The sequence below is a fragment of the Tatumella terrea genome (assembly GCF_039523755.1).
In the GTDB taxonomy this organism is placed as follows: Bacteria; Pseudomonadota; Gammaproteobacteria; order Enterobacterales; family Enterobacteriaceae; genus Tatumella; species Tatumella terrea.
The window spans coordinates 253726-277655 of the sequence record NZ_BAAAFX010000002.1 but is presented as its reverse complement, the minus strand read 5'-3'; the positions used below and the strand labels follow the sequence as shown (position 1 = coordinate 277655).

20 protein-coding genes are annotated in these 23930 nt (G+C 52.7%); 5 read left to right on the top strand and 15 right to left on the bottom strand.

Annotated elements, in window-relative coordinates:
* Nucleotides 1-11 precede the first annotated feature (11 nt).
* The gene (locus ABD035_RS01310) at nt 12-1382 is read right to left on the bottom strand and encodes an MFS transporter (RefSeq protein WP_343867057.1); all 1371 of its coding nucleotides are present in this window, start codon (nt 1380-1382) and stop codon (nt 12-14) included.
* 641 nt (nt 1383-2023) lie between these two features.
* Between ABD035_RS01310 and opgB the strand changes: the two genes are divergently transcribed.
* On the top strand, nt 2024-4330 hold the full coding sequence (gene opgB, locus ABD035_RS01305) for a phosphatidylglycerol--membrane-oligosaccharide glycerophosphotransferase (RefSeq protein WP_343867301.1): 2307 nt from the start codon (nt 2024-2026) through the stop codon (nt 4328-4330).
* Nucleotides 4331-4389: 59 nt separating this feature from the next.
* Here the strand turns inward: opgB and ABD035_RS01300 are convergent, their stop codons facing one another.
* The 3 genes from ABD035_RS01300 to ABD035_RS01290 all read right to left on the bottom strand — a co-directional run bounded on the left by ABD035_RS01300 (nt 4390) and on the right by ABD035_RS01290 (nt 6900).
* Nucleotides 4390-4809, bottom strand: coding sequence for an RcnB family protein (locus tag ABD035_RS01300; protein ID WP_343867055.1), 420 nt, complete (start codon nt 4807-4809; stop codon nt 4390-4392).
* A gap of 64 nt (nt 4810-4873) precedes the next feature.
* The gene (locus ABD035_RS01295) at nt 4874-5065 is read right to left on the bottom strand and encodes a hypothetical protein (protein WP_343867053.1); all 192 of its coding nucleotides are present in this window, start codon (nt 5063-5065) and stop codon (nt 4874-4876) included.
* A gap of 533 nt (nt 5066-5598) precedes the next feature.
* Complete coding sequence (locus ABD035_RS01290) at nt 5599-6900, bottom strand: LLM class flavin-dependent oxidoreductase (RefSeq protein ID WP_343867051.1); 1302 nt, start codon at nt 6898-6900, stop codon at nt 5599-5601.
* Nucleotides 6901-7532: 632 nt separating this feature from the next.
* Here ABD035_RS01290 and ABD035_RS01285 point away from each other — a divergent pair.
* Genes ABD035_RS01285 through ABD035_RS01275 form a run of 3 tightly spaced genes read left to right on the top strand, consistent with a single transcriptional unit; the run spans nt 7533 to nt 10568 of the window.
* Nucleotides 7533-8096, top strand: a complete 564-nt coding sequence (locus ABD035_RS01285) for a GNAT family N-acetyltransferase (protein WP_343867049.1) — start codon at nt 7533-7535, stop codon at nt 8094-8096.
* Nucleotides 8093-9259 carry an amidohydrolase gene (locus tag ABD035_RS01280; protein WP_343867047.1) on the top strand — a complete coding sequence of 389 codons (1167 nt, stop codon included), beginning with the start codon at nt 8093-8095 and terminating at the stop codon, nt 9257-9259. Before ABD035_RS01285 ends, ABD035_RS01280 begins: the two co-directional genes overlap by 4 nt.
* Entirely contained in the window at nt 9246-10568 is a 1323-nt protein-coding gene (locus tag ABD035_RS01275; RefSeq protein ID WP_343867045.1) for an MmgE/PrpD family protein, read from the top strand. The genes ABD035_RS01280 and ABD035_RS01275 overlap by 14 nt, the downstream gene beginning before the upstream one ends.
* Nucleotides 10569-10630: 62 nt before the next feature.
* Here the strand turns inward: ABD035_RS01275 and ABD035_RS01270 are convergent, their stop codons facing one another.
* From ABD035_RS01270 to ABD035_RS01245, 6 genes are all read right to left on the bottom strand, one after another.
* The gene (locus tag ABD035_RS01270) at nt 10631-11392 is read right to left on the bottom strand and encodes an amino acid ABC transporter ATP-binding protein (protein WP_343867043.1); all 762 of its coding nucleotides are present in this window, start codon (nt 11390-11392) and stop codon (nt 10631-10633) included.
* Nucleotides 11385-12305, bottom strand: coding sequence for an amino acid ABC transporter permease (locus ABD035_RS01265; protein WP_343867041.1), 921 nt, complete (start codon nt 12303-12305; stop codon nt 11385-11387). The genes ABD035_RS01270 and ABD035_RS01265 overlap by 8 nt, the downstream gene beginning before the upstream one ends.
* Nucleotides 12302-13180: an ABC transporter substrate-binding protein gene (locus ABD035_RS01260; protein WP_343867299.1), complete on the bottom strand. Its 879-nt coding sequence runs from the start codon at nt 13178-13180 to the stop codon at nt 12302-12304. Before ABD035_RS01260 ends, ABD035_RS01265 begins: the two co-directional genes overlap by 4 nt.
* Nucleotides 13181-13895: 715 nt before the next feature.
* Nucleotides 13896-14891: an NAD(P)-dependent oxidoreductase gene (locus ABD035_RS01255; RefSeq protein WP_343867039.1), complete on the bottom strand. Its 996-nt coding sequence runs from the start codon at nt 14889-14891 to the stop codon at nt 13896-13898.
* A 4-nt stretch (nt 14892-14895) separates the two neighbouring features.
* Complete coding sequence (locus ABD035_RS01250) at nt 14896-15627, bottom strand: class II aldolase and adducin N-terminal domain-containing protein (protein ID WP_212713135.1); 732 nt, start codon at nt 15625-15627, stop codon at nt 14896-14898.
* Between the two features lie 63 nt (nt 15628-15690).
* A complete protein-coding gene (locus tag ABD035_RS01245; protein WP_212713136.1) occupies nt 15691-17211 on the bottom strand; it encodes an amino acid ABC transporter permease/ATP-binding protein in 1521 nt (506 codons plus the stop codon).
* A 316-nt stretch (nt 17212-17527) separates the two neighbouring features.
* On the opposite strand from ABD035_RS01245, the gene ABD035_RS01240 reads away from it, so the two are divergent.
* Nucleotides 17528-18436, top strand: coding sequence for a LysR family transcriptional regulator (locus ABD035_RS01240; protein ID WP_212713137.1), 909 nt, complete (start codon nt 17528-17530; stop codon nt 18434-18436).
* 18 nt (nt 18437-18454) lie between these two features.
* Here the strand turns inward: ABD035_RS01240 and argE are convergent, their stop codons facing one another.
* The 5 genes from argE to gabP all read right to left on the bottom strand — a co-directional run bounded on the left by argE (nt 18455) and on the right by gabP (nt 23846).
* A complete protein-coding gene (argE, locus tag ABD035_RS01235; RefSeq protein ID WP_343867033.1) occupies nt 18455-19609 on the bottom strand; it encodes an acetylornithine deacetylase in 1155 nt (384 codons plus the stop codon).
* On the bottom strand, nt 19599-20276 hold the full coding sequence (locus tag ABD035_RS01230) for a DUF1028 domain-containing protein (protein ID WP_212713139.1): 678 nt from the start codon (nt 20274-20276) through the stop codon (nt 19599-19601). Before ABD035_RS01230 ends, argE begins: the two co-directional genes overlap by 11 nt.
* A 14-nt stretch (nt 20277-20290) precedes the next feature.
* The gene (locus tag ABD035_RS01225) at nt 20291-20722 is read right to left on the bottom strand and encodes a RidA family protein (protein WP_212713140.1); all 432 of its coding nucleotides are present in this window, start codon (nt 20720-20722) and stop codon (nt 20291-20293) included.
* A gap of 779 nt (nt 20723-21501) precedes the next feature.
* Complete coding sequence (locus ABD035_RS01220) at nt 21502-22263, bottom strand: dimethylarginine dimethylaminohydrolase family protein (protein WP_343867030.1); 762 nt, start codon at nt 22261-22263, stop codon at nt 21502-21504.
* A 179-nt stretch (nt 22264-22442) separates the two neighbouring features.
* Nucleotides 22443-23846 (bottom strand): GABA permease, encoded by a 1404-nt coding sequence (gene gabP / locus ABD035_RS01215; RefSeq protein WP_212713142.1) that lies wholly within the window; start codon nt 23844-23846, stop codon nt 22443-22445.
* Nucleotides 23847-23930 lie beyond the last annotated feature (84 nt).

Here is a 23930-nt window from a genome sequence, read left to right as displayed (position 1 = left end):
GGGCCAGTCCTCTAAATTGCGTCATCCGGTAAATTCAGGTCCCGGCCCCGGGTTTCCGGGGCAATAAAGGTCGTCACAAAACCGATACCCGCCATCAGCGTAAAATAGACCGCTATCGCCCACCAGTGCCCGAAACAGGATAACAGTGCTGCGGCCACCAGCGGGGCTGTTCCGCCGGAAATAATGGACCCCAGTTCTTTGGCCACGGCCATTTTGCTATAGCGATGTGTAACACCAAATAACTCCACCCCCCATGCGGCCTGGACCCCGTAAATGCCCAGGGAAGCCAGAGCCATTCCGACAACAATGGTCGAAATCACAATCCAGGGCTGATGACTGTCCAGCAACGTGAACGCTGGCCAGGCGTAGATCATTAGTAACAGACAAAAGAGACGATAGAGTTTACGGCGACCATAACGGTCAGACAGCCAGCCGGCCAGAGGGATCACCAAAAAGCCCAGTACAGAGGCGATAAAAACGGCGGTCGTCGGCACGGATTTATCCATCATCAGTACTCTGGCGACATAACCGACCATAAATCCCTGCGCCAGATACGAAGGACCATTTTCACCAATTCTCAGACCCATCATGACCCAGAAGGCTTTACCGGGGCCGCGAGGCTTCCTGTCGCTCAGTGAGGCCGTGTGCAGGGTTTGCTGGCGTTCTGCCATCAGCGTTTTCCGGCGTTGCTCAAAGACCGGGGTTTCCCGGACCGAACGCCGCATCCACAGTGCCCCAAGCGCAATCAGGAAACTGCACAAAAACGGGATCCGCCATCCCCAACTGATCAGGCTTTGATGGTCGAGCTGAACCACCAGTAACCAGACGACAGAAGCTATCAGGGTGCCACTGTTAGACCCCAGGGCAATCACCGAAGAGACCAGTCCGCGCCTTGCCGGTGGGGCGTATTCTCCCAGCATAACCGTTCCCCCGGACAGCTCAGCCCCGGCCCCCAACCCCTGGGTGAAACGCAATATCACCAGGCAGGCCGGTGCCCAGAGACCGATAGTCCGGTAATCCGGAATAAGCCCTATCAGCATGGTAGACAGCCCCATCAGCAGGATAGTGATCACCATGACCGATTTACGCCCGTGACGATCCCCGAGCCAGCCAAAGAACAGTGCCCCGATGGGCCTGGCAATAAAACCCACCGACCAGGTGGCAAAACTGGACAGCAGCGCCATGGCAGGGGTGACCTCAGGGAAAAAGACATCCCCGAAGATAATACCGGCAGCTAAGCCGTAGAGTGCGAAGTCAGCATATTCCATCGCGGTGCCGAGCCAGCAGGAAAACGTTGCGCGCCGGAAATCACGGCGGGCTTCTCTCTCTTCTGCCAGGATCAGCAAGGGATGACGGGTCTGATGCCCGGGAGGATGTGTCATAACTCAGTACTCCCTGTCGGTCGGTTCAGAAAGTGGCTTTCTGCAGTACTGAGTGAAAAACGCCCACAGTACGCAATGGCTCTCCGGCATACGGAGATCAGAAGAAATTCCCTGGTGTCGGAATATTCGCTTGTCATTTGTGCCAGTCTTAGATGACTAATCATTTAAATGTTACAAGAGCAACTGAATGACCGGATTGCACCGATTTTTCGTGGGCGTTTTTCGGCAGGAATTTTATCTACGCGCGTAGATAAATCAAGAAAAAGCGCACAGAAAATCCATTGTGTTTTATAATCCTCAGATGTTTTCCTGTTTCAAATGAATTAATCATTCGGTTATTGAGAGTAAAATCACATTGTTAGTGCAGAAAGACGGTAATTAGCCCCTGCACTGCAGAGAAAATTAGCGTAAAGATATGTCAGTAATATGACACCCTTCCTGCATAGTCACGAACGAAAAAGGGTTTTTTATCTCAGCTTCGCGACCTGGTTCAAAAAAAATATTTTAAATAGAGAGAAAAACATTGTCCTAACCCCCGGAAAATAGCACATTGCCCGGCATAAAAATCTGACACGGCCACTGGGCACCTTCCGGTCATTGGCCCCCGGCCCCTGGCCGCCACCTACGCTTTACAGGAGAGCATTTTGGTTTCAGAGCTTATTTCATCAGGACTTTTTGCGGCCTCGGTCATTATTTACGCCCGTAAAGCCGGCCGTCACCGGCTCTGGTTTGTTATTATTACTCTGCTGCTGATGAGCTTTCTGCTGCTGAATGCGACATTATTTGCCAGTAATTACTTTACCGGCAACGGAATAACCGAAGCCGTTATTTATACTCTGACAAATAACCTGACCGGAGCCGGTACCGGACGCTATCTATTACCCGCCGCTGCGTTACTCCTCGCTATCGTACTCATTTTTCTGGTACTGACCCGTATTCTGCGGAATAAAAATCATCAGCACCATTTCGGCTGGAGTATTTTTGCCTGTCTGCTGGCCGGTCTTTCCATTAATACCAGTCCGGCCTATCAGCAGATAAAGACCCTGATTGCCTCGCACTCTTTCCAGGAAGGGTCTGATTTTGATGACTATTATAAAGTCCCTGACAGCACGATTAAAAAACCTCACCTGAATCTGGTCTATATCTATGCAGAAAGTCTGGAAAGAACGTATTTCAACCAGCAGGCCTTCCCGGATCTTGCCCCGGAACTGATCCGGCAAATGCAGTCAGGCATCGATTTCACATCCACCGCACAGTTACCCGGCACCGACTATACCATCGCCGGCATGGTCGCTTCGCAGTGCGGGATCCCTCTGTTTGCCCCGTTTGAAGGGAATGCATCGTCTTCGCTTTCCAGTTTTTATCCGCAAAATATCTGCCTCGGCGATATTCTGAAAAATTCCGGTTACCAGAACTGGTTTATTCAGGGCGCCGATTTACGCTTTGGCGGAAAAGATGTCTTCCTGCGCTCTCATGGATTTGAAACGCAGCATATGGAAGGCTCGGAAGAGCTGAAAACGCAGGTCGCGGACCCCGGCTACCGGAATAACTGGGGGTTTTATGACGATACCGTGCTGGATAAAGTTTTCGATAAATACCAGCAACTGTCGGCGCAGAATCAACGCTTTGCTCTGTTTGCGCTGACTGTCGATACCCATCATCCGGATGGTTTTATTTCTGCGTCCTGTCAGCGGAAAACCTATCCTTACGAGGGGAAAAATAATCTCTCCTTCAGTGCGGTGGCTTGTTCTCAGGAACATATCGCGCGACTGATCGCACGGATAAAGCAATCCCCCGGCTTTAAAAACACGGTCATTGTTGTCGGGTCAGATCACCTGGCGATGAATAATACGGCCTACCGTTACCTGACCCGCTATCCTCGTCACGATACGTTCTTTGTGATCCGCGGCGATAAGCCTGATGCCGTTACCCAGAACAACAAACGTAATACGATGGATAATGGTGCCACCGTACTGGATATCCTGGGCGGCGATAATTTTATCGGTCTGGGACGCAGTACGCTTTCCGGAACTTCTCTGTCAGAGGTGTTTGATAACCTGTCGCAGAAAGTACTGCAGTGGAAGCCGGACATTATTCAGCTCTGGAACTTCCCCCGGAAAATAGATCACTTCACCGTCGATCAGCAGAAAAATACCCTGAGTTTTTCCGGCTCCACCTTCCGGTTGCCGGTGCTGATTAAAGTCGATGCCGACAAAGTCGAGCCTATTCCTGAAGGCGTCTATGCTGAAACTCTGACTGCACGGCTTAGCCGGTTTGCGGCCGGGGATAAATTTGTCTGGATCGATAAATGTTATAAAGCCGGCCGTCTGTGGGCACCCTCGCTGGCATTGAGCGATGCGCTTTGTTATACCCACGGCCAGTTAGGAGGGACACCGGAAGTGACCGAACTCGGGAGCGGTCTCTTCCAGGGCAAGGTGGTTTTCACACCGGCACTTCCTTCGGCAGACCTCTATCAGCAGGCGATCTCTCTGTTGAAAATGCCCGACAACGCTATCCGCTACCCGTCGGCCGTCTATCTTTTTAACCTGCCAGGTGCGCCGGAGTCCGTCATGTCCTTCAGTGGCTTGTCAAGAAACGAGAATTGGGGTCGCTGGTCCAATGCGAATCTTGCCCCGGCCGTGACACTGACCTACAAAATGCCCCTGCCGGCGGCATTCACGCTGCGGATCACCGCCAAAGGTTTTGGCCCGAATATCGGCAAGCCAGTGAAAGTGACGGTCGGTGATCAGCAACAGACCTTTATTCCGACGGCGACATTCGCAGAGTATCAGTTGCATTTCACGCCGCCGGCAGGCAGCCGTGTTATTACCCTGACCCCGCCGGAACCTACAGAAAGTATGCTGGATAATATTATCGGACAGGATCCGCGTAAACTGGGGATAGGCTTACAGTCATTACAGATTGTCACCGGGGACGGTCAGCCCTGACAGGCAGGCGTGTTCAGAAATAAGCGAGGGGGCATCACGCCCCCTCTGCAGAAAACAGCTTAACGGTAGATAATATCGCCGGAAATAATACGCAGTATTTTTCCTTCCGCATCGGTGATCAGGATGTAATCACCGCCCATATAGGTCCAGTGACTGCCGGCAACCGGCGCCGGTAATTTTCTCAACTGCCATTTGGCAATATTGTAGGTCGCTGAACGGTACAACGGCGGAACAACATCGCCGATAGCATAGTGATGGAAATCACCAAAAACCGTATCACGATCCAGCGGATCTTTTGACGTGCCTGAAGGCGCGGTCGCGGGAGCGGAGGCTGCCGGGGCTTCTGCCGGGGCCGGAGAGGCCGCAGGCGCAGAAGTGACCGGGGTTACAGGGGCATCTTCCGCATTGACCTGACTGACACCCAGTAAACTCACCGTCATCAGCATGACAGATGAGGCTAAAACAAACGGCTTACGCATAAAAACTCCCTAACAAACTTTCCCACGACGGGCAGTAATAAAGGCGACAGGTTAACACAAAGGTTTATAGCTTATCCGGCGCTAAGTAGAACAGCATTACGCCGCTTTTTCCTGTCCTCATCTGTGACAAGGTTTTGCAGAACATCAGCAAAGGTTTGTCGACGGCTTTTCCCTGTCCGTGACGCCAGCCAGCGACCGGTTCCCGGCTCTGCGGGTCATCTGTATCATTCTGCCAGCGTCCCCCTGCGCTCTGCACAAGGACACTTCCTCACCGACAGGCGCGAAAAGTGTGTATTACCGGATAATAACACGATCAGTCTCACAACGTACGCTACCGGTTTTTGGAGCAAGCCATCCGGCACAGCGGCCGAAACACGGACAGTAACAGACTCGCGTTGTAATCCTGTCGGACCCTCACCGAAAAACCGCCTTCATCATATCAGGCTCGTGATAAAAATCATTGTCCGAAAGCAGGTCATTGTTATCTGAAGCTCTCCGCTAATACATGAGACTGAGCACGGAATTTCCCGGGCACTAAAGGACGTAGCAGACCGCCAGGAAGCGATAAGACACAGATCGTTGCCGGACTATCCACAAGACAAGGCACGGAGAATTATTACGGTATACCACTCTCCCGGACACTGCAAAGAGATGCTTTCTTCGGTTAGGGGGGATATGTCGGCACCGGCGGGTAGAGATCATTGTCAAAGCAGGTGCAGGAAACGACTCCAGGGTATCCCGTACCTGCTTTTATTTTTCAGAATATACAGTCATTCAGAGTGAAAGCCGCTATATGCGCGGTAGCCCCAGATTTTCACGCAGCGTGCTATACGCATAATCCTGATGGAACAAGCCACGGCGACGCAGTTCAGGGATCACCAGCTCAATAAACAGATCCAGTTGCTCCGGCATAATCGCCGGCATAATGTTAAAACCATCCGCGGCGTTGTGATTCAGCCATAATTGAAAATCATCGGCGATATCTTCTGCCGTACCGATGATCACCCGATGCCCGCGTGATCCGGCCGCGATTGCAGCCAGATCACCTAACGTCAGGTTATCCCGCTTCGCCATATCCAGCATCAATCTGACACGGCTCTGGTTACCCTCGCCCAACGGCACGTCGGGTACCGGCTCATCCAGTGGGTAACCCGATAAATCGATACCAAAACGCAGCGATAACTGATTGATCCCGTTCTCAAGATCGACCAGGGTATTCAGTTGTTTCCAGAGTGCACGGGCTTCCTCACGCGTACGGCCGATAATCGGCATCACTCCGGGCATAATGACCACATTGGCCGGATCGCGCCCTGCTACCCTGATTTGCTGTTTCTGAACACGGTAAAATTCCTGTCCTTCTTCCAGCGTGGCTGATGCCGTAAAAATAACTTCTGCTGTTTCAGCCGCCAGTTTCTGTCCGTCGGTAGAGGAACCAGCGGCGATAATCACAGGCTTCCCCTGCGGGGAACGCGTGATATTCAGCGGCCCCTGAACCTGAAAATGCTCGCCGCGATGGTTAACGGCTTTTATTTTTTCATCGACAAAATAGCGGCCACTGTCTGCGTCCGGCTGAACTGCCCCTTCCTCCCAGCCATTCCATAATTTACTGGCGACATCAAGGAACTCGCGGGCCCGCCCGTAACGTTGGGCATGGTCCGGCATATCATCACGGCTGAAATTACGTGCCACATCATTTGAAAATGACGTGACAACATTCCAGGCTGCCCGCCCGCGGCTGATATGATCAAGTGAGGACAAACTACGGGCCAGGGTGAAAGGATCACTGAATGTGGTGGATGCCGTGGCCGCCAGACCAATCCTTCGGGTATGTACCGCAAGAGCCGATAAAAGCGTCAATGGCTCCAGCCGTGCCATCGTTGACGGTAAACGATACATACTGGTCGCCAGGGCATCCCCGACAAAAAACAAATCGAACGTCCCGGCTTCTGCTTTTTTTGCCAGGGTAATTAACCAGTCGATATCGGTAGGAGATCCCGCGTTATCGGTCAAACGCCAACCACTAACATGATGCCCGAGAGGCTGAACAAAAAGCCCCAGACGAAGGCGGCGTTGAATATCTGAACTGTCCATAAAGTATTCCTGAGTATTCTATTAATGAAATAATTCCGGTTTTTTCCGGATAAGAATATCTGCACACAGATTTTTTCTCCGTAACAGACGGAGAACAGAGATAAATTTATTATGTCACCGGTAGGTTTCATCGCGCCGTAACAGAAAGCTTGCAGGAAATATCGTCACAGGCTTATACCTTATTCGTGATATAAACACTGACCGGCGAGAGACCTTCATAGTATAATCCCATCCTGGACAAACCTGCGGACTTATCCGTAACGCTTATTTTTACAGCCCTCTTCTGTTTTACCGGGTGTATCTCCTGCTCTTTACTTTATCTTAATGCTTCAGAGGTTCAGCTGAACATTATTTAAAGAAATAATGGCTGATTGAGATTTATCATTTAAACGATACCGTATCGTATCACCAAAAAATAATTTCTTTCCCCTGAATACAGGGATGAAAACAAATGAACATATATTACGCCCCCTGCCTGTATACGCAATTAAAAAACGGCAATGTTAAATATAAAATATGCATTAGCTTAGATATATTTTAACTATACCCATCTATTCATTTACTGATAACTTGTCCGCAGCTGACTACCGACGTTATTCTTTTATTCACAGATTACCGGTAAGGAAAATTGTATGTCTCTTGATTTTCGTCAGGTCAGGGAAGATGAAACGGATGACTATCAGGCGCTGATTCTGGCGGCTTACGCTCCGACGAAAGCGCTGGGTATTCATTTTGATGCCGCCAGTACCACCAGGGAAAAAACTCTGCAACATATACAACGTCATGGTGTGTATGCCCTGTATAACGGTTCAGTGATGGTCTCTTCAGTGACTCTTCGCTATCCCTGGGGACCGCTTCCGGGTCCGTTTGGCTTACCGCACATTGGCTGGTATGCAGCACATCCTGATTACCCCGGGCAGAATTATGGCCTGAAGGTACTTGAAGTGCTGGAACAGAGAATACTGGCAGAGCAACTGCGGGCTCCTGCTGTCTCACTAGGAACGGCAGTAAGCCATCCCTGGTTGATAGATATGTATCAGAAACGCGGGTTTACGCGAATGCATACCGCCAATCTGGGAAAAGGTCATATCACTCTGTATATGAAAAAAATCCTTGATGAATCCGCGCATAAACATTGGCTGACACAACACGCTGTTCAGCCTGCCACCGATGACAGGATCACAGAAACACTATGACTGAATTAAACGAGAGCGGCTTTGCTAAAAGCCTGATCGCCTTTCGCCATGAACTTCACCGTTTTCCCGAATTATCTAATCAGGAATTTGAAACAACAGCCCGGCTGCGTGCCCGGCTGGAATCTTATCAGATCCGTATTCTGGACCTGCCGCTGAAGACCGGATTGGTGGCCGAAGTGGGGGATCCTCTGGGCCCGCTGGTGGTATTACGCTCAGATATCGATGCGTTGCCCATTGAAGAGCAATCCGGCGTTGAATACAGTTCACAAAATCCGGGCGTCATGCATGCCTGCGGCCATGACTTTCATTGCACCGCCGCACTGGGTGCAGCCATTCTGCTAAAAAAACAGGAAGCCACGCTGCAGGGCCGGGTCAGGATCCTTTTTCAGGCCGCAGAAGAAACCGGTCAGGGCGCACCGGATATCATTAATACCGGTGCGTTAAAGAAAGCATTTGCGATCTTCGGGTTACATAATGATCCCACCTTGCCTGCCGGTGTTATTGGCACGAAAGCGGGAGCACTGACGGCGGCGGTGGATAAATTCAGGATCACTATCACCGGTACGGGTAGTCATGCCGCCCGTCCCCATGAGGGCAATGACCCCATAGTCATCGCCGGTCAGTTGGTCACCGCATTACAGACGCTGATCAGCCGGAATACACCTTCCGCCGATAATGCCGTGGTCTCTGTCACACAGATGCACAGCGGTACGACATGGAACGTTATCCCGGACAGTGCCTGGCTGGAAGGCACAGTTAGGACGTTTTCGCCCGCGACACGTCAGCTGATTGAGACCCGTTTACGAAATCTGCTGAACGGCATTGCCGCTGGGTTTGAGGCTGAAATCCGCCTGGATTGGCAGGCCGGTCCGCCACCGGTCATTAATGATGCCGGCTGGGCCGGTTTTGCGCTTCAGCAAGCCACCACCAGCGGTTTTGAAGCCAGAGAGGTTGAAGCCAGCCCCATTGGTGAAGATTTTGCATTTTATCAGCAGCAACTTCCCGGAGCGTTTGTGATGGTGGGAACAGGCCAGCAGTATGCTTTACATCACCCTGCCTTCCGCATCAATGATGATGTTCTTTTACCAGTCTCCCGCTACCTGGCTCGTCTGGCAGAAAGTGCATTACATTCAGAAAAGAGACCGGAAGATGGGCGTCACTGAATCACTGGTCAGCCATATTCTTGAGAGCCGTCCGGATGAGTTGGCACGGCAGTGTGCCCGCAAAGGATTCTGTGATTTTCTCGCTGCCTGCTGGTTCCCGCTGCAACAACAAATACCCGAGTCGGGCCTGCCGATCCTGCGGGAAGTTTACTCCGGGAAAAGTGCAGCAAACCGGGCGGTAATACTCGGTTATGCCGGGCATTCTCTTGATTTTGATGATTTCCACGCAGATTTCCGGGGGCATCCGTCGACGGTCATACTGCCCGCATTAATTGCGTGGTGCAGTCTGCAGCCCACCTTTAGCATCAACGACTTTCTTGATGCCTATATTATTGGAGTAGAAATCGCAGGCCGGACAGGGCTGGCAATCACACAGCAACATTATGCTCTCGGAAATCACAATACAGCGACACTCGGGACTTTGGCTGCTGCAGCAGCACTGATACGTCTGACCCGTCCCTCTCATGGACGTGCCGCAGTGCTGCTGGGTATTGCTGCAACTCAGGCCAGCGGCCTGCGAGCACAGTTCGCTTCTGCCGTTAAGCCACTCCATGCCGGGCTGGCTGCTGAACGTGCGGTCAGGTCAGCACAGCTGGCACTGGCTGGATTCAACGGGCAGTCAAGGGGTGTTCTGGAATCCTTTTTGTCTTTCGGAAGTCATGGGCAGGCGAGAGGTGAACTTCTTACGAGCGGTTGGGGAGCCCCCTGGCGGATCGTCTCTCCCGGCCTGGAGTTTAAGCCTTTTGCGACGTGCAGCGGTACGCACAGTGCCGCAGAAGCTGCACGACTCATTCGCAATCAATGGTTGCAGGAGGAACGGACGCTTAACGGACTGCTCAATGCTATCCACCATATCGAGGTAGCCTTCCCGCCCGGGGGTGATATTGCTGCCTCCGTTCGCCGGCCGGTAACCGGGATCGGCGCACGTTTCAGTCTTGAATATGTGGTGGCAGCCATGTTGCTTTACGGTGACTTGCGAATGCGTGATTTCGCCGAAGGCCCGATTAACGCAGACATTATGGCACTTGCGGCACGTGTGCGGCGTTGTCCGGATGACAGCGCCCCGTCGGATGCACTGAACCCGGCGCTCCGTTTTCATGAAGTGACTCTTTTTCTGAAGGATGGTCGGAAATTAATACAACGCCGGACCCGGCAGCAATCAGTACGCGATGGCGTTAATGTACAGGAAAAACTGCAGCGGGCCTTACAGGGAGAATCTGAAGAACGAAGTCACGCGGTGCTTAAGGACTGTGCCCTGCTCACAAATGAACAGTTGTATCGGTTAATTGCGGCCTTGCTGCCTGAATAGCCATTTATCGTCCCGTCAGTCTGAACCTACTGCCGGGACGAAAGCTTCGCCCTGACAATAATTCAGAGTACTGTCGCAATAAAGTCGCGTACCCGGGCCTGGTTCGGATCCTCCAGTACCTGGCGGGTGGGTCCGGCGGCGATAATAGCCCCTGATTCCATAAACACAAGGTTATCGGCAACTTCTTTAGCAAACCCGATCTCATGCGTCACGATAACCATCGTTATCCCTGAATGGGCCAGTTGTTTAATGACCTGCAAAACTTCCCCGACCAGCTCCGGGTCAAGAGCAGAGGTCGGTTCATCGAATAGCATCACTTGCGGGTTCATCGCCAATGCTCTGGCAATGGCAACCCGCTGCTGCTGCCCGCCCGACAGATTTTGTGGCCACTCATCTTCACGACCAGCCAGCCCTACTTTTTCCAGCAAGTCTACTGCCAGGGCAATACTTTGCTTTCGGCTCTGTTTTTTCACCCGCACAGGTGCATCAATAATATTTTGGAGAACGGTCCGATGCGGAAACAGATTAAACTGCTGAAAAACCATCCCGATATCCCGCCGTTGCCGCGCAATTTCACGATGATTCAGCTCATAGAGTGCCCGTCCTTTCTGATGGTAACCCACCAACTCGTCACCGACCCGAATTGTGCCACCATCCAGTTTTTCCAGATGATTGATACAACGCAGTAGCGTAGATTTCCCCGACCCTGACGGCCCGAGGATCACAGTCACTGACCCTGCAGGAATATCAAGGTCGACCTGATTTAGCACCGTTTTCCCGGAAAAATGCTTGGTGACTTTTCGTAAATAAATCGCTTCAGCCATCAGAAGCTCCTTTCAGGATCGGTTTTTTCAGCCGGGATAAGAAGGTAAACAGTGCCGGTGGCTCACGCCGCCCGTGTCCACGAGAGAAATAACGCTCGACGTAGTATTGGCCGACAGAAAGTACCGAGGTCATCAGCAAATACCAGAGTGTCGCCACCAGCAGTAATGGGATCACTTCATAAGTGCGCTGATAGATAATCTGAGCAGAAAACAAGACATCCTGAAGCGATATCACAGAGACCACCGCGGTCGTTTTCAACTGCCCAATCACTTCATTGCCTGCCGGGGGCAGAATCGCCCGCATCGCCTGAGGCAGGATGGTATGCCTGAAAATCTGCGCTGGGCGATAGCCCAGCGCTCTGGCCGCTTCTATCTGCCCCTGATTCACGCTCTGGATCCCCGCACGCACGATCTCTGCGGCATAGGCTGACTGATGCATAACTAAAGCGAAGACCGCCGCGGTAAAAGGGCTTATCAGTGTATTGGATTGTACACTCCAGAGTTCCCCAACTCCTGGCAATGATACCGACAATGTCGGGTACAGTGCTGCGATGTTGTACCAGAGAAAAAGTTGTACCAGCATAGGGACGCCCCGGAAAAACCAGGTATATGCCCAGCTCACTGCAGAAAGTACGGGGTTAGAAGATAACCTCATCAATGCCAGTATCGTGCCAAAGAAGAAACCCAGCACCACCGAAATAATCGTCAGTTGCAGGGTCATTAAGACCCCTTGCAGAATTGAAGCTTCCGTGAAATTATCTGCAATAACCCGCCATTCAAAGCGGGGATTTTCAAACATCGAATGCGCCATACCGGCAACACCCAATAGCACCAGTATCGCGCTTAACCAGCGTCCGTAATAACGCTTGCCAACAATCCTAAGCTCATCCTCCGGTATCTGACGGTTCTTCACTGAAAGATCTCTTCATTACGTAATGACTGCTTCACTGCGCCGAAACCGATCCCCCAATGATCAAGGATCTTCTGATAACTACCATCCTTGATCAGAGAATTGAGCGCGGCTTGTATTGCAGGCTCTAAGGCTGAATTCTTAGGTAAAGCGATAGAAACTGGCGCATCATCAACGGTCAGTACACCGCTAATTGTGGCTGGTTCAATTTGTTTTACCTGCCAGGTTAAGCCTTCATAAGGCCCGATAAATAGCGGAACACGGCCACTAACGACAGCCTGAACACCTGAAGGTCGATCAGGGAACACTGCGACCTGAATCGTTTTTTTACCTTCCGCCTGACACTGCTTACCGGCAGTTTCCAGTCGGGTGATCTGGGTCGTTCCGGCACCTGCGCCCACCGTCTGTCCGCACAGTGCGTCAAACGAGGTAAAAGGTGCAATATTTGACGATTTCAGGGAGATGACCCCCAGACGGCTGGCATCATAATAACTGACAAAATCTACCAGTTTCAGACGTGTCTTTGTCGCATTAATATTAGACAGCGCTACATCATAACGCCCCGTCATCAGTCCGGGAATAATATTATCGAACCCACCGCTGTCACGCCATTGAACCTTCAGACCGAGGCGCTCACCAATCGCATTCATCACATCGATTTCACGTCCGGCAAGCGTCCGGTTATCTTTTTCAAAAAAAGTCGTAGGCGGGGTATTCGGGTTTGTTGCAGCCACAACATAACCGCGTTGGGTAATGTTAACCGGGAGAAGTTTGGTCAGTGCCGGATCGGCCTGGACCTCAAGTGAGCTATGAGTAGGGACAGAAAGATCAGCAGCATAGATATTCGTCATACTTAAGGCAGAGATAACCACCGCCATTCCTTTAAAAAATGCCTTCACCCGGTTCATTCTCCTGATTAACTGCACATTTCATGGCAGAGACTAAAAAGACACGCTGTTCATCCAATTTTTCACAAAAAATGCGCGTTACATAAGGCCTGTCAGTTAAACGCTTTAATGAATATAAACTCATAATAATGCTCAGTGGGGAAGCAAAGGAATTAGGGTTTCAACCTAATTAACTTCATCACAGGCCCGAATTTTCGGGTCTTACTTCCTTAAATGACCGGCATTATCCTGTTACAGGCCTTTTCATATGATGTGTGACACAGCGTCGATAAGGAGGAACATTTTGTTTTAATAATAAATAAAGCGCAAATTCAAAAATAAGATATCTAAATCAATAAATATACTATGCAGAATTAAGGCATTGGTTTCGCCTGTGTCAAGGTTTATTTTAAAATTACAAAGTGAGCTAACACCCAAATAAGTCCTACGGGCCGTATGCCCCGACACGGGAGCATTTTTGGTCAGCATTACCGTATGACGAAAATCCACGTACTTTCTCCTGATAATGGATAGTTTTCATGCATCTTACGGGGTTCTTAGAATACGCCCCCCAAATACTATTCCGTATAAAAAAAGGTTGAGGCATACTGTCATCCGGACCTTTCCTACGGTTGTACTTAGCAACAAACCTCAGAGACACAAGCTTTACTGAGGCGCAGGAAGTCAAGTACCTCCTGTCGGCCGCTTAACTCACGACCCGGATCGGCTGGCCCGCCAGCCAGGCCTGTCCGTTTTCGGCCAGTTGCTGCAAAGCGCACTGCCTGGCCCCGGTCGTACTCCAGGCCACATGCGGCGTGATCAGCAGATTCGGAATATCGCCGGTCAGTAACGGATGGTTGTGCGGAGGGGGTTCCTGACTCAGTACATCCAGCGCCGCGCCGGCAAGCCGTCCCTCCCGTAACGCCCCGGCCAGGGCAGTGTCATCGATCAGACCGCCCCGGGCCGTATTGATCAGTAATGCTGAGCGTTTCATCAGCCCGAGCCGCCGCGTGTTTATCAGCCCGGCCGTTTCTGGCGTCAACGGACAATGCAGGCTCACGATATCGGCAAGGGGCAGCAGTTCATCCAGAGCGATTTTATCCTGCGGACCTTCACGTCCGGGGAGTCCGGCAAAGCTGACCTGCATTCCGAAGGCCTCCGCCAGATACGCCACCCGACGTCCCAGCTCACCCTGCCCGACAATCGCCAGCCGTTTATCGTTCAGCCCGCTGATCGGATAATCCGTCAGACAAAAACGATCAGCCGCAGACCATTGGCCGGCACTGACCAGTGCAGAATAACGGGCCACATGATTTGTCAGCGCCAGCATCAGCGCCAGAGTATGCTGAGCGACAGCATGCGTGCCATACCCCTGGCAGTGACATACGGTGATCCCCAGCCGCCGTACCGCAGCAAGGTCGACCGCATTCGTCCCCGTGGAGGCCAGCAGGATCAGTTTCAGCCGCGGCAGCCGGCCAAGGATCTCTGCCGGCAAATGAAGATCGCTGACAATCGCGACCTCCGCCCCGTCCAGACGTTCAGCTATCTGCGCGGGAGTGGTGTGAAGATGCAACGTCAGGTCAGGAAATACCCGATACAGGGCCGCCGCATCGAGGTCTCCGAAATCCAGAGACGCATAATCTAAAAATACGGCACCGCCCGTGAACGTTGCTGTGTCGGGGGATAGCGGCAGGGATGTCATACGACTACTCCATAAATGAGGGATCGCTTTTCATCAATAACAGCTTCATTTCCTCGAAATGCCGGCGGGAAAAGTCGGTAATTTTCTCCCAGTCCTGAGCTGTTTTTTCAGCGACTTCATCGGAAAGCACTTTCAGCGGCTGACCGGTGGACCAGGCGGTGGTCAGGATCCGGCAGGCACGCTCCAGGGTATAAATATCATCGAAGGCTTCTCCCACATTCCCTGAAGTCACCATCACACCGTGGTTTCCCATCAGCAGTCGTTGTTTGCCCTGCAGCAAGGCAGAAAGTCGTTTGCCTTCCGATTCCGTATCCGCCATGCCGCCATATAACGTATCGACCGCCACCCGCCGGAAATAGCGTGCCGTGTTCTGATCGATGGGGGGGATCACCGGATCCGCCAGGCAGGATATGGCGGTGGTATACACCGGATGCAGATGCAGAACCACCCGCACCTCCGGTAACTGCTGATGGATCTGCCCGTGGATCGCCCAGGCGGTAGGATCCACATCGTCCCGCAGGCCGTCTTCCGGGTTATCGGCATCCAGCAGCAGTAAATCGCTGGCCCGGAGTCGCGAAAAATGTACCCATTTCGGGTTAATCAGAAATTTTTTACCGTCTTCAGACACGGCTGCACTGAAATGGTTGGCGACGGCTTCATGCATATCCAGTTGAGCCGAAAGCCGGAAGACGGCCGCCAGATCAATACGTAATTGCTGCTCAGGTGTTAACGACATACTTTTCTCGCTCTCTCAGAGGTGGTGCCGGACGCTATCAGATACCCCACGTTGTCTCGGAGATCATCCGGCCAGCGTGACGTCTTTCAGAAAATCTGCGACCCTTGCATTGCTGCCCTGCCGTAGCAGTCCGGGGGCTTCATCTACGACAACCCGCCCTTTTTCCATAAAGACAATCCGGTCAGATACCCCGAAGGCAAAGTTCATTTCATGGGTGACGATGACCATGGTGATCCCTTCCTGGGCCAGGCTCTCAATCACGCCGAGGACTTCATTAACTTTCTCCGGGTCCAGCGCCGATGTGGGTTCGTCGAACAGCATAATCTGTGGCCGCATCATCAACGCCCGGGCGATAGCCACTCGTTGCTGCTGGCCGCCTGACAACTGGTGAGGATATTTGCAGGCATGTTCCAGCATGCCCACTTTCTGCAGCAATGCACAGGCATGGTGCAACCGTGAGGCCTTATCACCGATATGGTGATACTGCGGTGCCAGTAGTAAGTTGTCCATCACCGTCAGGTGGGGAAATAAATTAAAGCTCTGAAATACCATCCCGATATTTAATCGCAAGGCCGTATTTTCGGTAAATACCGGTAACGATGCGCCAGACTGCTTCAGATGAATAAAGGATTCACCGTTCATTTTCACTTCCCCCTGGTCCAGTTTTTCCAGACCATTGAGCAAACGAATCAATGTAGTTTTCCCGGACCCGGAAGGCCCGATCACCGAGACCACCTCACCGGCATTGACACTCAGATCTACCGCACCGAGGACTTCGACGTTGTTATACGCTTTATGTAATCGCCGCGCTGACAGCGCCGGAACCTCTCCCCGCGTTGCGGCAGGGCTGACTACCGCGACGGGGGTCTGCGCCAGTTCCAGCCATTGCGAAGGGACCTGTCGTCCTTTTTTGCGCGTAACATCCAGATATTTCTCCAGCTGTTTCAGCAAAAAATCAAACACGGTCACGACCAGAATGTAGTAGAAAGCGACCGCCGTCATCGTTTCCATGACCAGAAAGTTTTCTGAATACAGGCGCTGTCCCACCAGCAGAATCTCCGTCAGAGAAACTATAGAGACCAGGGAGGTCAGTTTGACGATAGAAATATATTCGTTGGCAAGCCCGGGCAGAGCGACGCGTACCGCCTGCGGAATAATGATCTTCCACTGGATACCGCCATAGGCCAGCCCCAGCGCCCTTCCGGCCTCGTACTGCCCTTTGTTTATCGACAACAGGCCGCTGCGGTGAATTTCTGCCATATAGGCCGTTTCACTCAGTACCAGCGCGATCAGCCCGGCGTAAAACGGATTACTCAGTACCCCCGACGTGGACGGAATGGCCTGTGGCATGTTGTAGACAAAAATCAGTAACACCAGCAATGGCAGGCTGCGAAAGAACCAGATATAAAGATTTGCCAGAAAACGCAGAACGGGCTTTGCGGACTGCTTAGCCAGTGCCAGCCCGAAGCCCAGTACCATACTGATAGCCCAGGCTAACAGACTCAGCCGGATCACGGTCCAGGTGGCCCACCAGAAATCCGTATCTTTGAACAGGCTGAATAAATAACTCCAGTCAAACGTCATATGCGCGCCCTTTATTCTGCTTTGACGTCAGTATTCGCACGAGGGCTGCGAAACCACAGCGGCAGATACTGAGGAACGGAGAGGATCTCCTTCACCTCCATCCTCAGGGCTTTTGGCATCGCTGAAAATTATTAAATATGTTGGCCCTGACACTAAAAAAACTAACCGCGGTCGTTGACCCCGGACGGTAAAAAAATAACTCACCGGCAACGATGTTATCCGGGACCATGCCCACCCAAAAACCACACAATAACAAGGGAATTAATGGCATGTTAATTGCTTGATCATAGGAAATGGCTATGACCGGAGAGAACTAATGGCTAACTATACGCTGCGCCAACTGAAGTATTTTATTACCACGGTGGAATGCGGCAGTGTGGCAGAAGCCTCACGTAAGCTGTATATCGCGCAGCCTTCCATTTCCACGGCGATTAAAGGACTGGAAGACAGCTTCGGGGTACAACTCTTTATCCGACACCATGCGCAGGGAGTCTCACTGACGCCGTCCGGTGCACGCTTTTATCGTAAGGCCCAGAAACTCCTGCGTATGGCCCATGAGTTTGAACAAAACGCGCTGGCCGATAACGATATTGTTGCGGGACAGATTGATATTGGCTGTTTTGAAACCGTTGCCCCGCTGATCCTGCCTAAACTGATTGCCGGTTTCAAACAACGCTATCCGGGGGTCGAGTTTATCCTGCGGGATGGCGAACAGCATGAACTGGTGCAGGGACTGACTGCCGGCAGTTTCGATCTGGCGTTATTGTATAAACATGAGCTGGATAAGAGTATTACCACCGAGCCTCTGATGCCTCCTTCCAGGCCCTATGTCTTATTGCCGGCAGGCCACCGTTTTTCTCAACAGCAATCGGTATCGCTGAAAGATCTCGCCTCCGAACCAATGATCCTGCTCGATGTACAGCCAAGCCGTAACTATTTCGTCGATCTGTTCACGCAGGCCGATCTAACCCCTAACATTGTGTTCAGCTCGCCCTCCATCGAAATGGTGCGCGGTATGGTCGGTCACGGGTTCGGGTTCGCCTTACTGGTAACCTGTCCGCACAGCCCGTTCAGTTATGATGGTAAGCCGCTGGTCACGCTTGAAATCAGCGAAGAAGTGGAAGGCTCGGGTCTTTCTGCCGCCTGGCTGACCCGGACACAGCTGACCAAACCGGCTCGATTATTTGTTGATTTCTGTAAAGAAATGCTGGCTGAGGACGCCTGAAAACGATCCCGCCGGGGATCAGTCTGACGACTGCATCCACTGGCAAAGGTTCTGCAGCATCGCGCTGCACTGATCCAGTTGATCGATGGCCACGTATTCATCGGGCTTATGACCCTGATCCATATTTCCCGGGCCACAGACCAGGGTCGGTATGCCTGCTTCATGGAATAATCCACCCTCTGTGCCATAGGGCACCGTACCGGCGTCACTGACGCCGCTCCAGGCCATAATCTGCCGCGCCGCCACGGATTCAACGTCCGTACACAGGCCCGGATACTCGCTCAGCCGGGTAAAACGGATATCGCACGTCTCCTCAGTCTGTTTCATCTGCGGTATCAACTGCTGTCTGGCGAAGCCGGTGATCGCATCCAGCGTAGCCTGCGGGGAACTGTCGGGGAGATGACGTAATTCAAAATCAAAACTGCATTCTGCAGGGACGATGTTGAGGGCATTCCCGCCGCAGATCACTCCGGTATGTAAGGTGCTGAAGGGCGGAGAAAAACGGCTGTCCTGATGCTGCTTCAGCGTCTCCGCCAGAGTGCACATATGGCTTATCAGTCTGGCCGCATATTCCACCGCATTGACCCCTTCCGGGGCGTAAGCAGAATGACAGGCATGCCCCCGGACATGACAACGCATGGCCGCTTTCCCTTTATGACCGAATACCGGGCGCATTCCGGTCGGCTCCCCCACAATACAGAGCGCCGGTTTACACGGCTGGTCATTGATAGCATCGATCAGACTTCTTACCCCCAGACAGCCAACCTCTTCGTCATAGGAGAAGGCCAGATGCAGCGGGACATGCAGTGGCGCGGTCAGAAAATCCGGCAGAGCGGCCAGCACACAGGCGATAAAGCCTTTCATATCCGCAGTGCCGCGTCCGTAATACCTGCCCTGCTGCTCGGTCAGTTGAAAAGGAGGCATCTGCCAGACTTGTCCCTGGGCCGGGACTACGTCGGTATGTCCGGACAACATCACCCCGCCCGCAGTCACCGGCCCGATCCGCGCATATAAATTGGCTTTACTGCGTTCAGAGTTATAGATCAGCTGATGGGTTATCCCGAGTTCAGAAAGATACCCGGCTATCGCCTCAATCAACTGCAGGTTCGACACCCGGCTGGTAGTATCGAAGGCAATCAGCCGCGAGAGCCACTCTTTGACATTAACGTTCATCGCCGGGGACTCCGTAGCCCGGGGCTAATGAGGGATCGATAGCCCGTAAAATATAGTCGTCCATTTGCGGTTCATAGCTACGCCACAGCCGTTGCAGTTCACCGATCGGATCGTTATCTGCCCAGTCGACACGAAGATCAACCACCGGCCAGACCAGGTCTCCCACCACTTTCAGTGCCGCCGAGTGCACCGGGCCGGCTTCGCCCCCTTCCGCCAGTCCCGCCTGCAGGGCGACCAATAATCGTTCGGCAAGCAATCCACTGGCGTCTTCGAAAGCCTTCACCATCGCGTCGACAACCTTCGGGGTCCGGAGCATATTACCGCCCGCCACACAGTCTTTACCGGCAACACCGCGGTGGGTCCCCAGCGTTTTTTCGCCACTGAAAAAAGCCGTATTTCCCCCGGCATCAATCGCCAGTACCTGCCGGTATTCGCTGTACCCCTGACTAAAAAGAACCTCTTTAATCGCCTGTACCGGCGGGCTGGCCTGTTCAAGCCTGGCGAGGATCTGTGGCCCGAGGGCCGGCAGGGTGATGTTCTGACTGGAGACGGCCCCCACACCGGCACGCAGCCAGGGGCAGCGCGCACCTACCGCAATACTGGATGAGCTGATTGCAATACCGAGCTGTCCGGTCTCCGCACAACGGGCGGCTATAGAAAATGTCATCGTCGCTCCTCAGATTATTCAGTGGATTGTGTATCAGGGATCACTGCAATCACATCAATTTCCATCAGCCATTGTGGCTGCGCTAACGCGGAAACGACCAGTCCGGTGGAGATCGGAAATACACCTTTCAGCCACTTACCGACCTCCTGATAGACCGGCTCGCGGTAGCGGGGGTCGATCAGATAGGTCGTCGTTTTCACAATATGTGACAACTCGCTGCCCGCTTCTTCCAGTAACTGCTTCACATTTTTCATCGCCTGCTCTGCCTGGGCACGCGCATCGCCCAGCCCGACCAGACGCCCTTCAAAGTCTGTACCGACCTGACCGCGGACATAAACGGTATTGCCCGCACGCACGGCCTGACATAAATCATTGTCCAGAGACTGGTTCGGGTAAGTCTCTTTGGTATTAAACATTCGGATCCGGGTATGGGTCGGTGTTGTCATAGGATACATCCTTCCTTCGGTCATGATGAGAGATCCGGCACGGTCTGCCCCCGTTAACCGGTATGTGATGTCTGCGCGGGGATATCTTAGTCATGCTCGTGCTGCATTTCCGTTACCGGCATCCGGCAACCATGACCCCGCAGTCTGATAACGGCCATCATCACCGGAGGCCGGCGGCAGAGAAATTATTTTTTTTATACTGACTGCCCAGCTAAATACTTATCAGATTTTCTCTGTCATCGGGGACTGCCCGATGACAGAGAAAGAAAAACGCAGACGGCCGCCCTGTCGCGGCTCTCCGTCTCAGGCACCGATACCGGATAAAAGCCGGTTTTGGGTTTTGGGTTTTGGGTTTTTGGGTTTTGGGTTTTGGGTTTTGGGTTTTGGGTTTTGGGTTTTGGGTTTTGGGTTTTGGGTTTTGGGTTGTGTGTTGGGTTCGGATTCGGCCTGTGTATTTGCCTGAGTCGGGGTTGGATTGGGGTCTGAGTCGGGTTGGATTGGGATCTGAGTCGGGGTCCGGATCGGGGTCTGAATCGGGATTGGATTGGGGTCTGAGTCGGGATTGGATCGGGGTCTGAGTCGGGATTGGATTGGGGTCTGAGTCGGGTTGGATTGGGGTCTGAGTCGGGTTGGATTGGGGTCTGAGTCGGGTTGGGGGCCGGGTTCAGTCTTCGGCTGCAGGGGGTTAAAGGGCGCAACAGAGCGTAATCACAAAAAAGCCGGACCCGACGTCCGGCAGGATAAACAGGAGATCCTGAGTGGCTCAGCAATCTGAGGGGTCAGAAACGTAACGAAAGACAGGACAAACTGCCATCCATCCTTTTAAATTCACTGGTATCCAGGGTCACCACAGGCATGCCTGCCTGACGGAGGATTTCCCGGGTGACAGGATATCCCTCCGGCATCACCAGGGTGCCGTTAATCAGTAAGGTATTCCCGGCATAGGCTTCATCATCGGGGATCACCAGCCGCCGGAACCCGGCAAACGCGGGCAGAGCTTCATACGCCGACGTCATCAGCAGCGTATTCTGACCAATATAATTCACCACACTCTTCAGATGCAGTCCGGAATCCACCGCAACCGGCGTCACCCGGTAGCCTAAGGGCGCCACCACCGTGGCAAACTCATCAAGCCCGGCCATATTGGTGCGTCGGGTCATCCCGATAAAAAAGTGTTTATCCGCCAGTAACACATCCCCGCCATCAAGCTGCCCTTTATCACTCATCACATACAGCGGGCGATACTTCTCCAGTTCAGGTGCCAGCAATGCACCTTCCCCCTGACGGCTGAGTACCCCGGAATGTGTGATAATGGCAAGCTCAGGAAGGATCACCGCCGGGTCTTCCACAAAGTGTGCATCCGGAAAATCTGGCTCTGCCGGCAGGATAGTGACCCGGATCCCCAGTTCCAGCATAATTTCGATATACCTGAAAAATTGCTGGCGGGTTTTCCCGCTATCCGGCCGCCCGTCATCCGCCGTGGTTTGCCCTTCCGCGCAATTCAGGGCCGGTAACCGGGTTATGACTTGTGTAAATTTCATGACCACCTCTTACGATAACCTCAGAATAAACACTCACTCCCCGGGAACACGGAGGCCGCTTACAGGACAGCTTCGCGGTCTGCCAGCCCCGGTTCAGACAAAAAAAACCGCAGTCACTCTGTCTGCGGTTTTATGATTATCAGCTCTTCAGAGAAGCTCTTTATAACAGGTCACGGCTATCAGATACCGTTTTCCTGCAATGATGGTTCAGAGCGGTTGTTGCGCTGACGACGGTGGATCACCATCCCTGCCAGTACGACGAGTAACGCCAGAATACCGGTCGCAATAATCTCACTACGGTGGGCAGGCATAAACAACATTGAGCAGAGGATACCCACAATCACCACTATCACCGCGTAGGTCAGGCCAGGGAACAGCCACATTCTGTAATCCAGCACCTCACCCCGTGCTTCCATACGTTTACGCATCACCAGATGCGAGCAGGAGATGACCAGATACACCAGCAAGGCAATCGCGCCTGAGCTGGCCAGCAGGAAGTCAAACACTTCTGCAGGTGCAAAGTAGTTCGCAAACACCGCCAGGAACGCGGCCGCGGTGGAAGACAATACGGCCACCCACGGTGTTCCGCTGTTACTGGTTTTCGCCGCTGCCGCAGGGGCATCTTTACGGGTGGCCAGTGAATAGAGCATACGTGATGAGGTATAAAGGGCAGAGTTCAGACAGCTACATACCGCGGTCAGCACCACGATATCGACAATCAGCCGGGCATGCGGAATATTCATCAGTTCCAGCACCGTCTGATAAGACCCGTTTTTTGCCAGTGCCGGGGTATTCCAGGGCACCAGAGAGACAATAAACAGGATAGATAAGAGGTAGAACAGAGAAATACGCCAGATAACGGAGTTCGTTGCCCGTGAAATTTCACGGCCCGGGTTTTTAGATTCAGCCGCCGCAATCGTGACAATCTCGGTGCCCATAAAAGAGAACATGGTGGTCAGGATAGCCGCCAGCACTGCACCGAAGCCGTGGGGCATAAAGCCGCCGGTATCGTATAAATGCGACATACCGCTGACCTGACTGCCTGGCATCAGACCGAAGATAGCCACACATCCCAGCACCAGGAACGCCACAATCGCAACGACTTTCACCAGCGCCAGCCAGAACTCAAATTCACCGTAATGTTTCACACTGAACAGGTTACTTGCCGTCAGTAGCAGGGTGATCACCAGCGTGAACTGCCAGATAGCCACCTGCGGGAACCACGCGTTAAGTATGGTCGCCGCGGCATTGGCTTCCAGCGGGATCACCAGCACCCAGAACCACCAGTATAACCAGCCGATGGTAAACCCGGCCCAGCGGCCCAGGGCTTTTTGTGCATAAGTGGAAAACGACCCGGAGTCGGGGGTACTGACGGCCATTTCCGCCAGCATACGCATAATTAAGACTACCAGCCCGCCGGCGATAATATAGGCGATCAGAACAGCGGGTCCGGCTTCAGCAATCGCATGGCCGGAACCGACAAATAATCCCGCGCCGATCACACCGGCAATCGAGAGCATACGGATATGACGGGATTTCAGGCCCGGAGATAATGAATCAGTACCAGAAGAAGTAACGCTCATGGTTTTCCCTCATAATAGTTTTTTTGCTAAGTGACTGAAGATTCAGTCACCTGCGGTTGAGCGGGAAGTACTTTACCAGGCTGT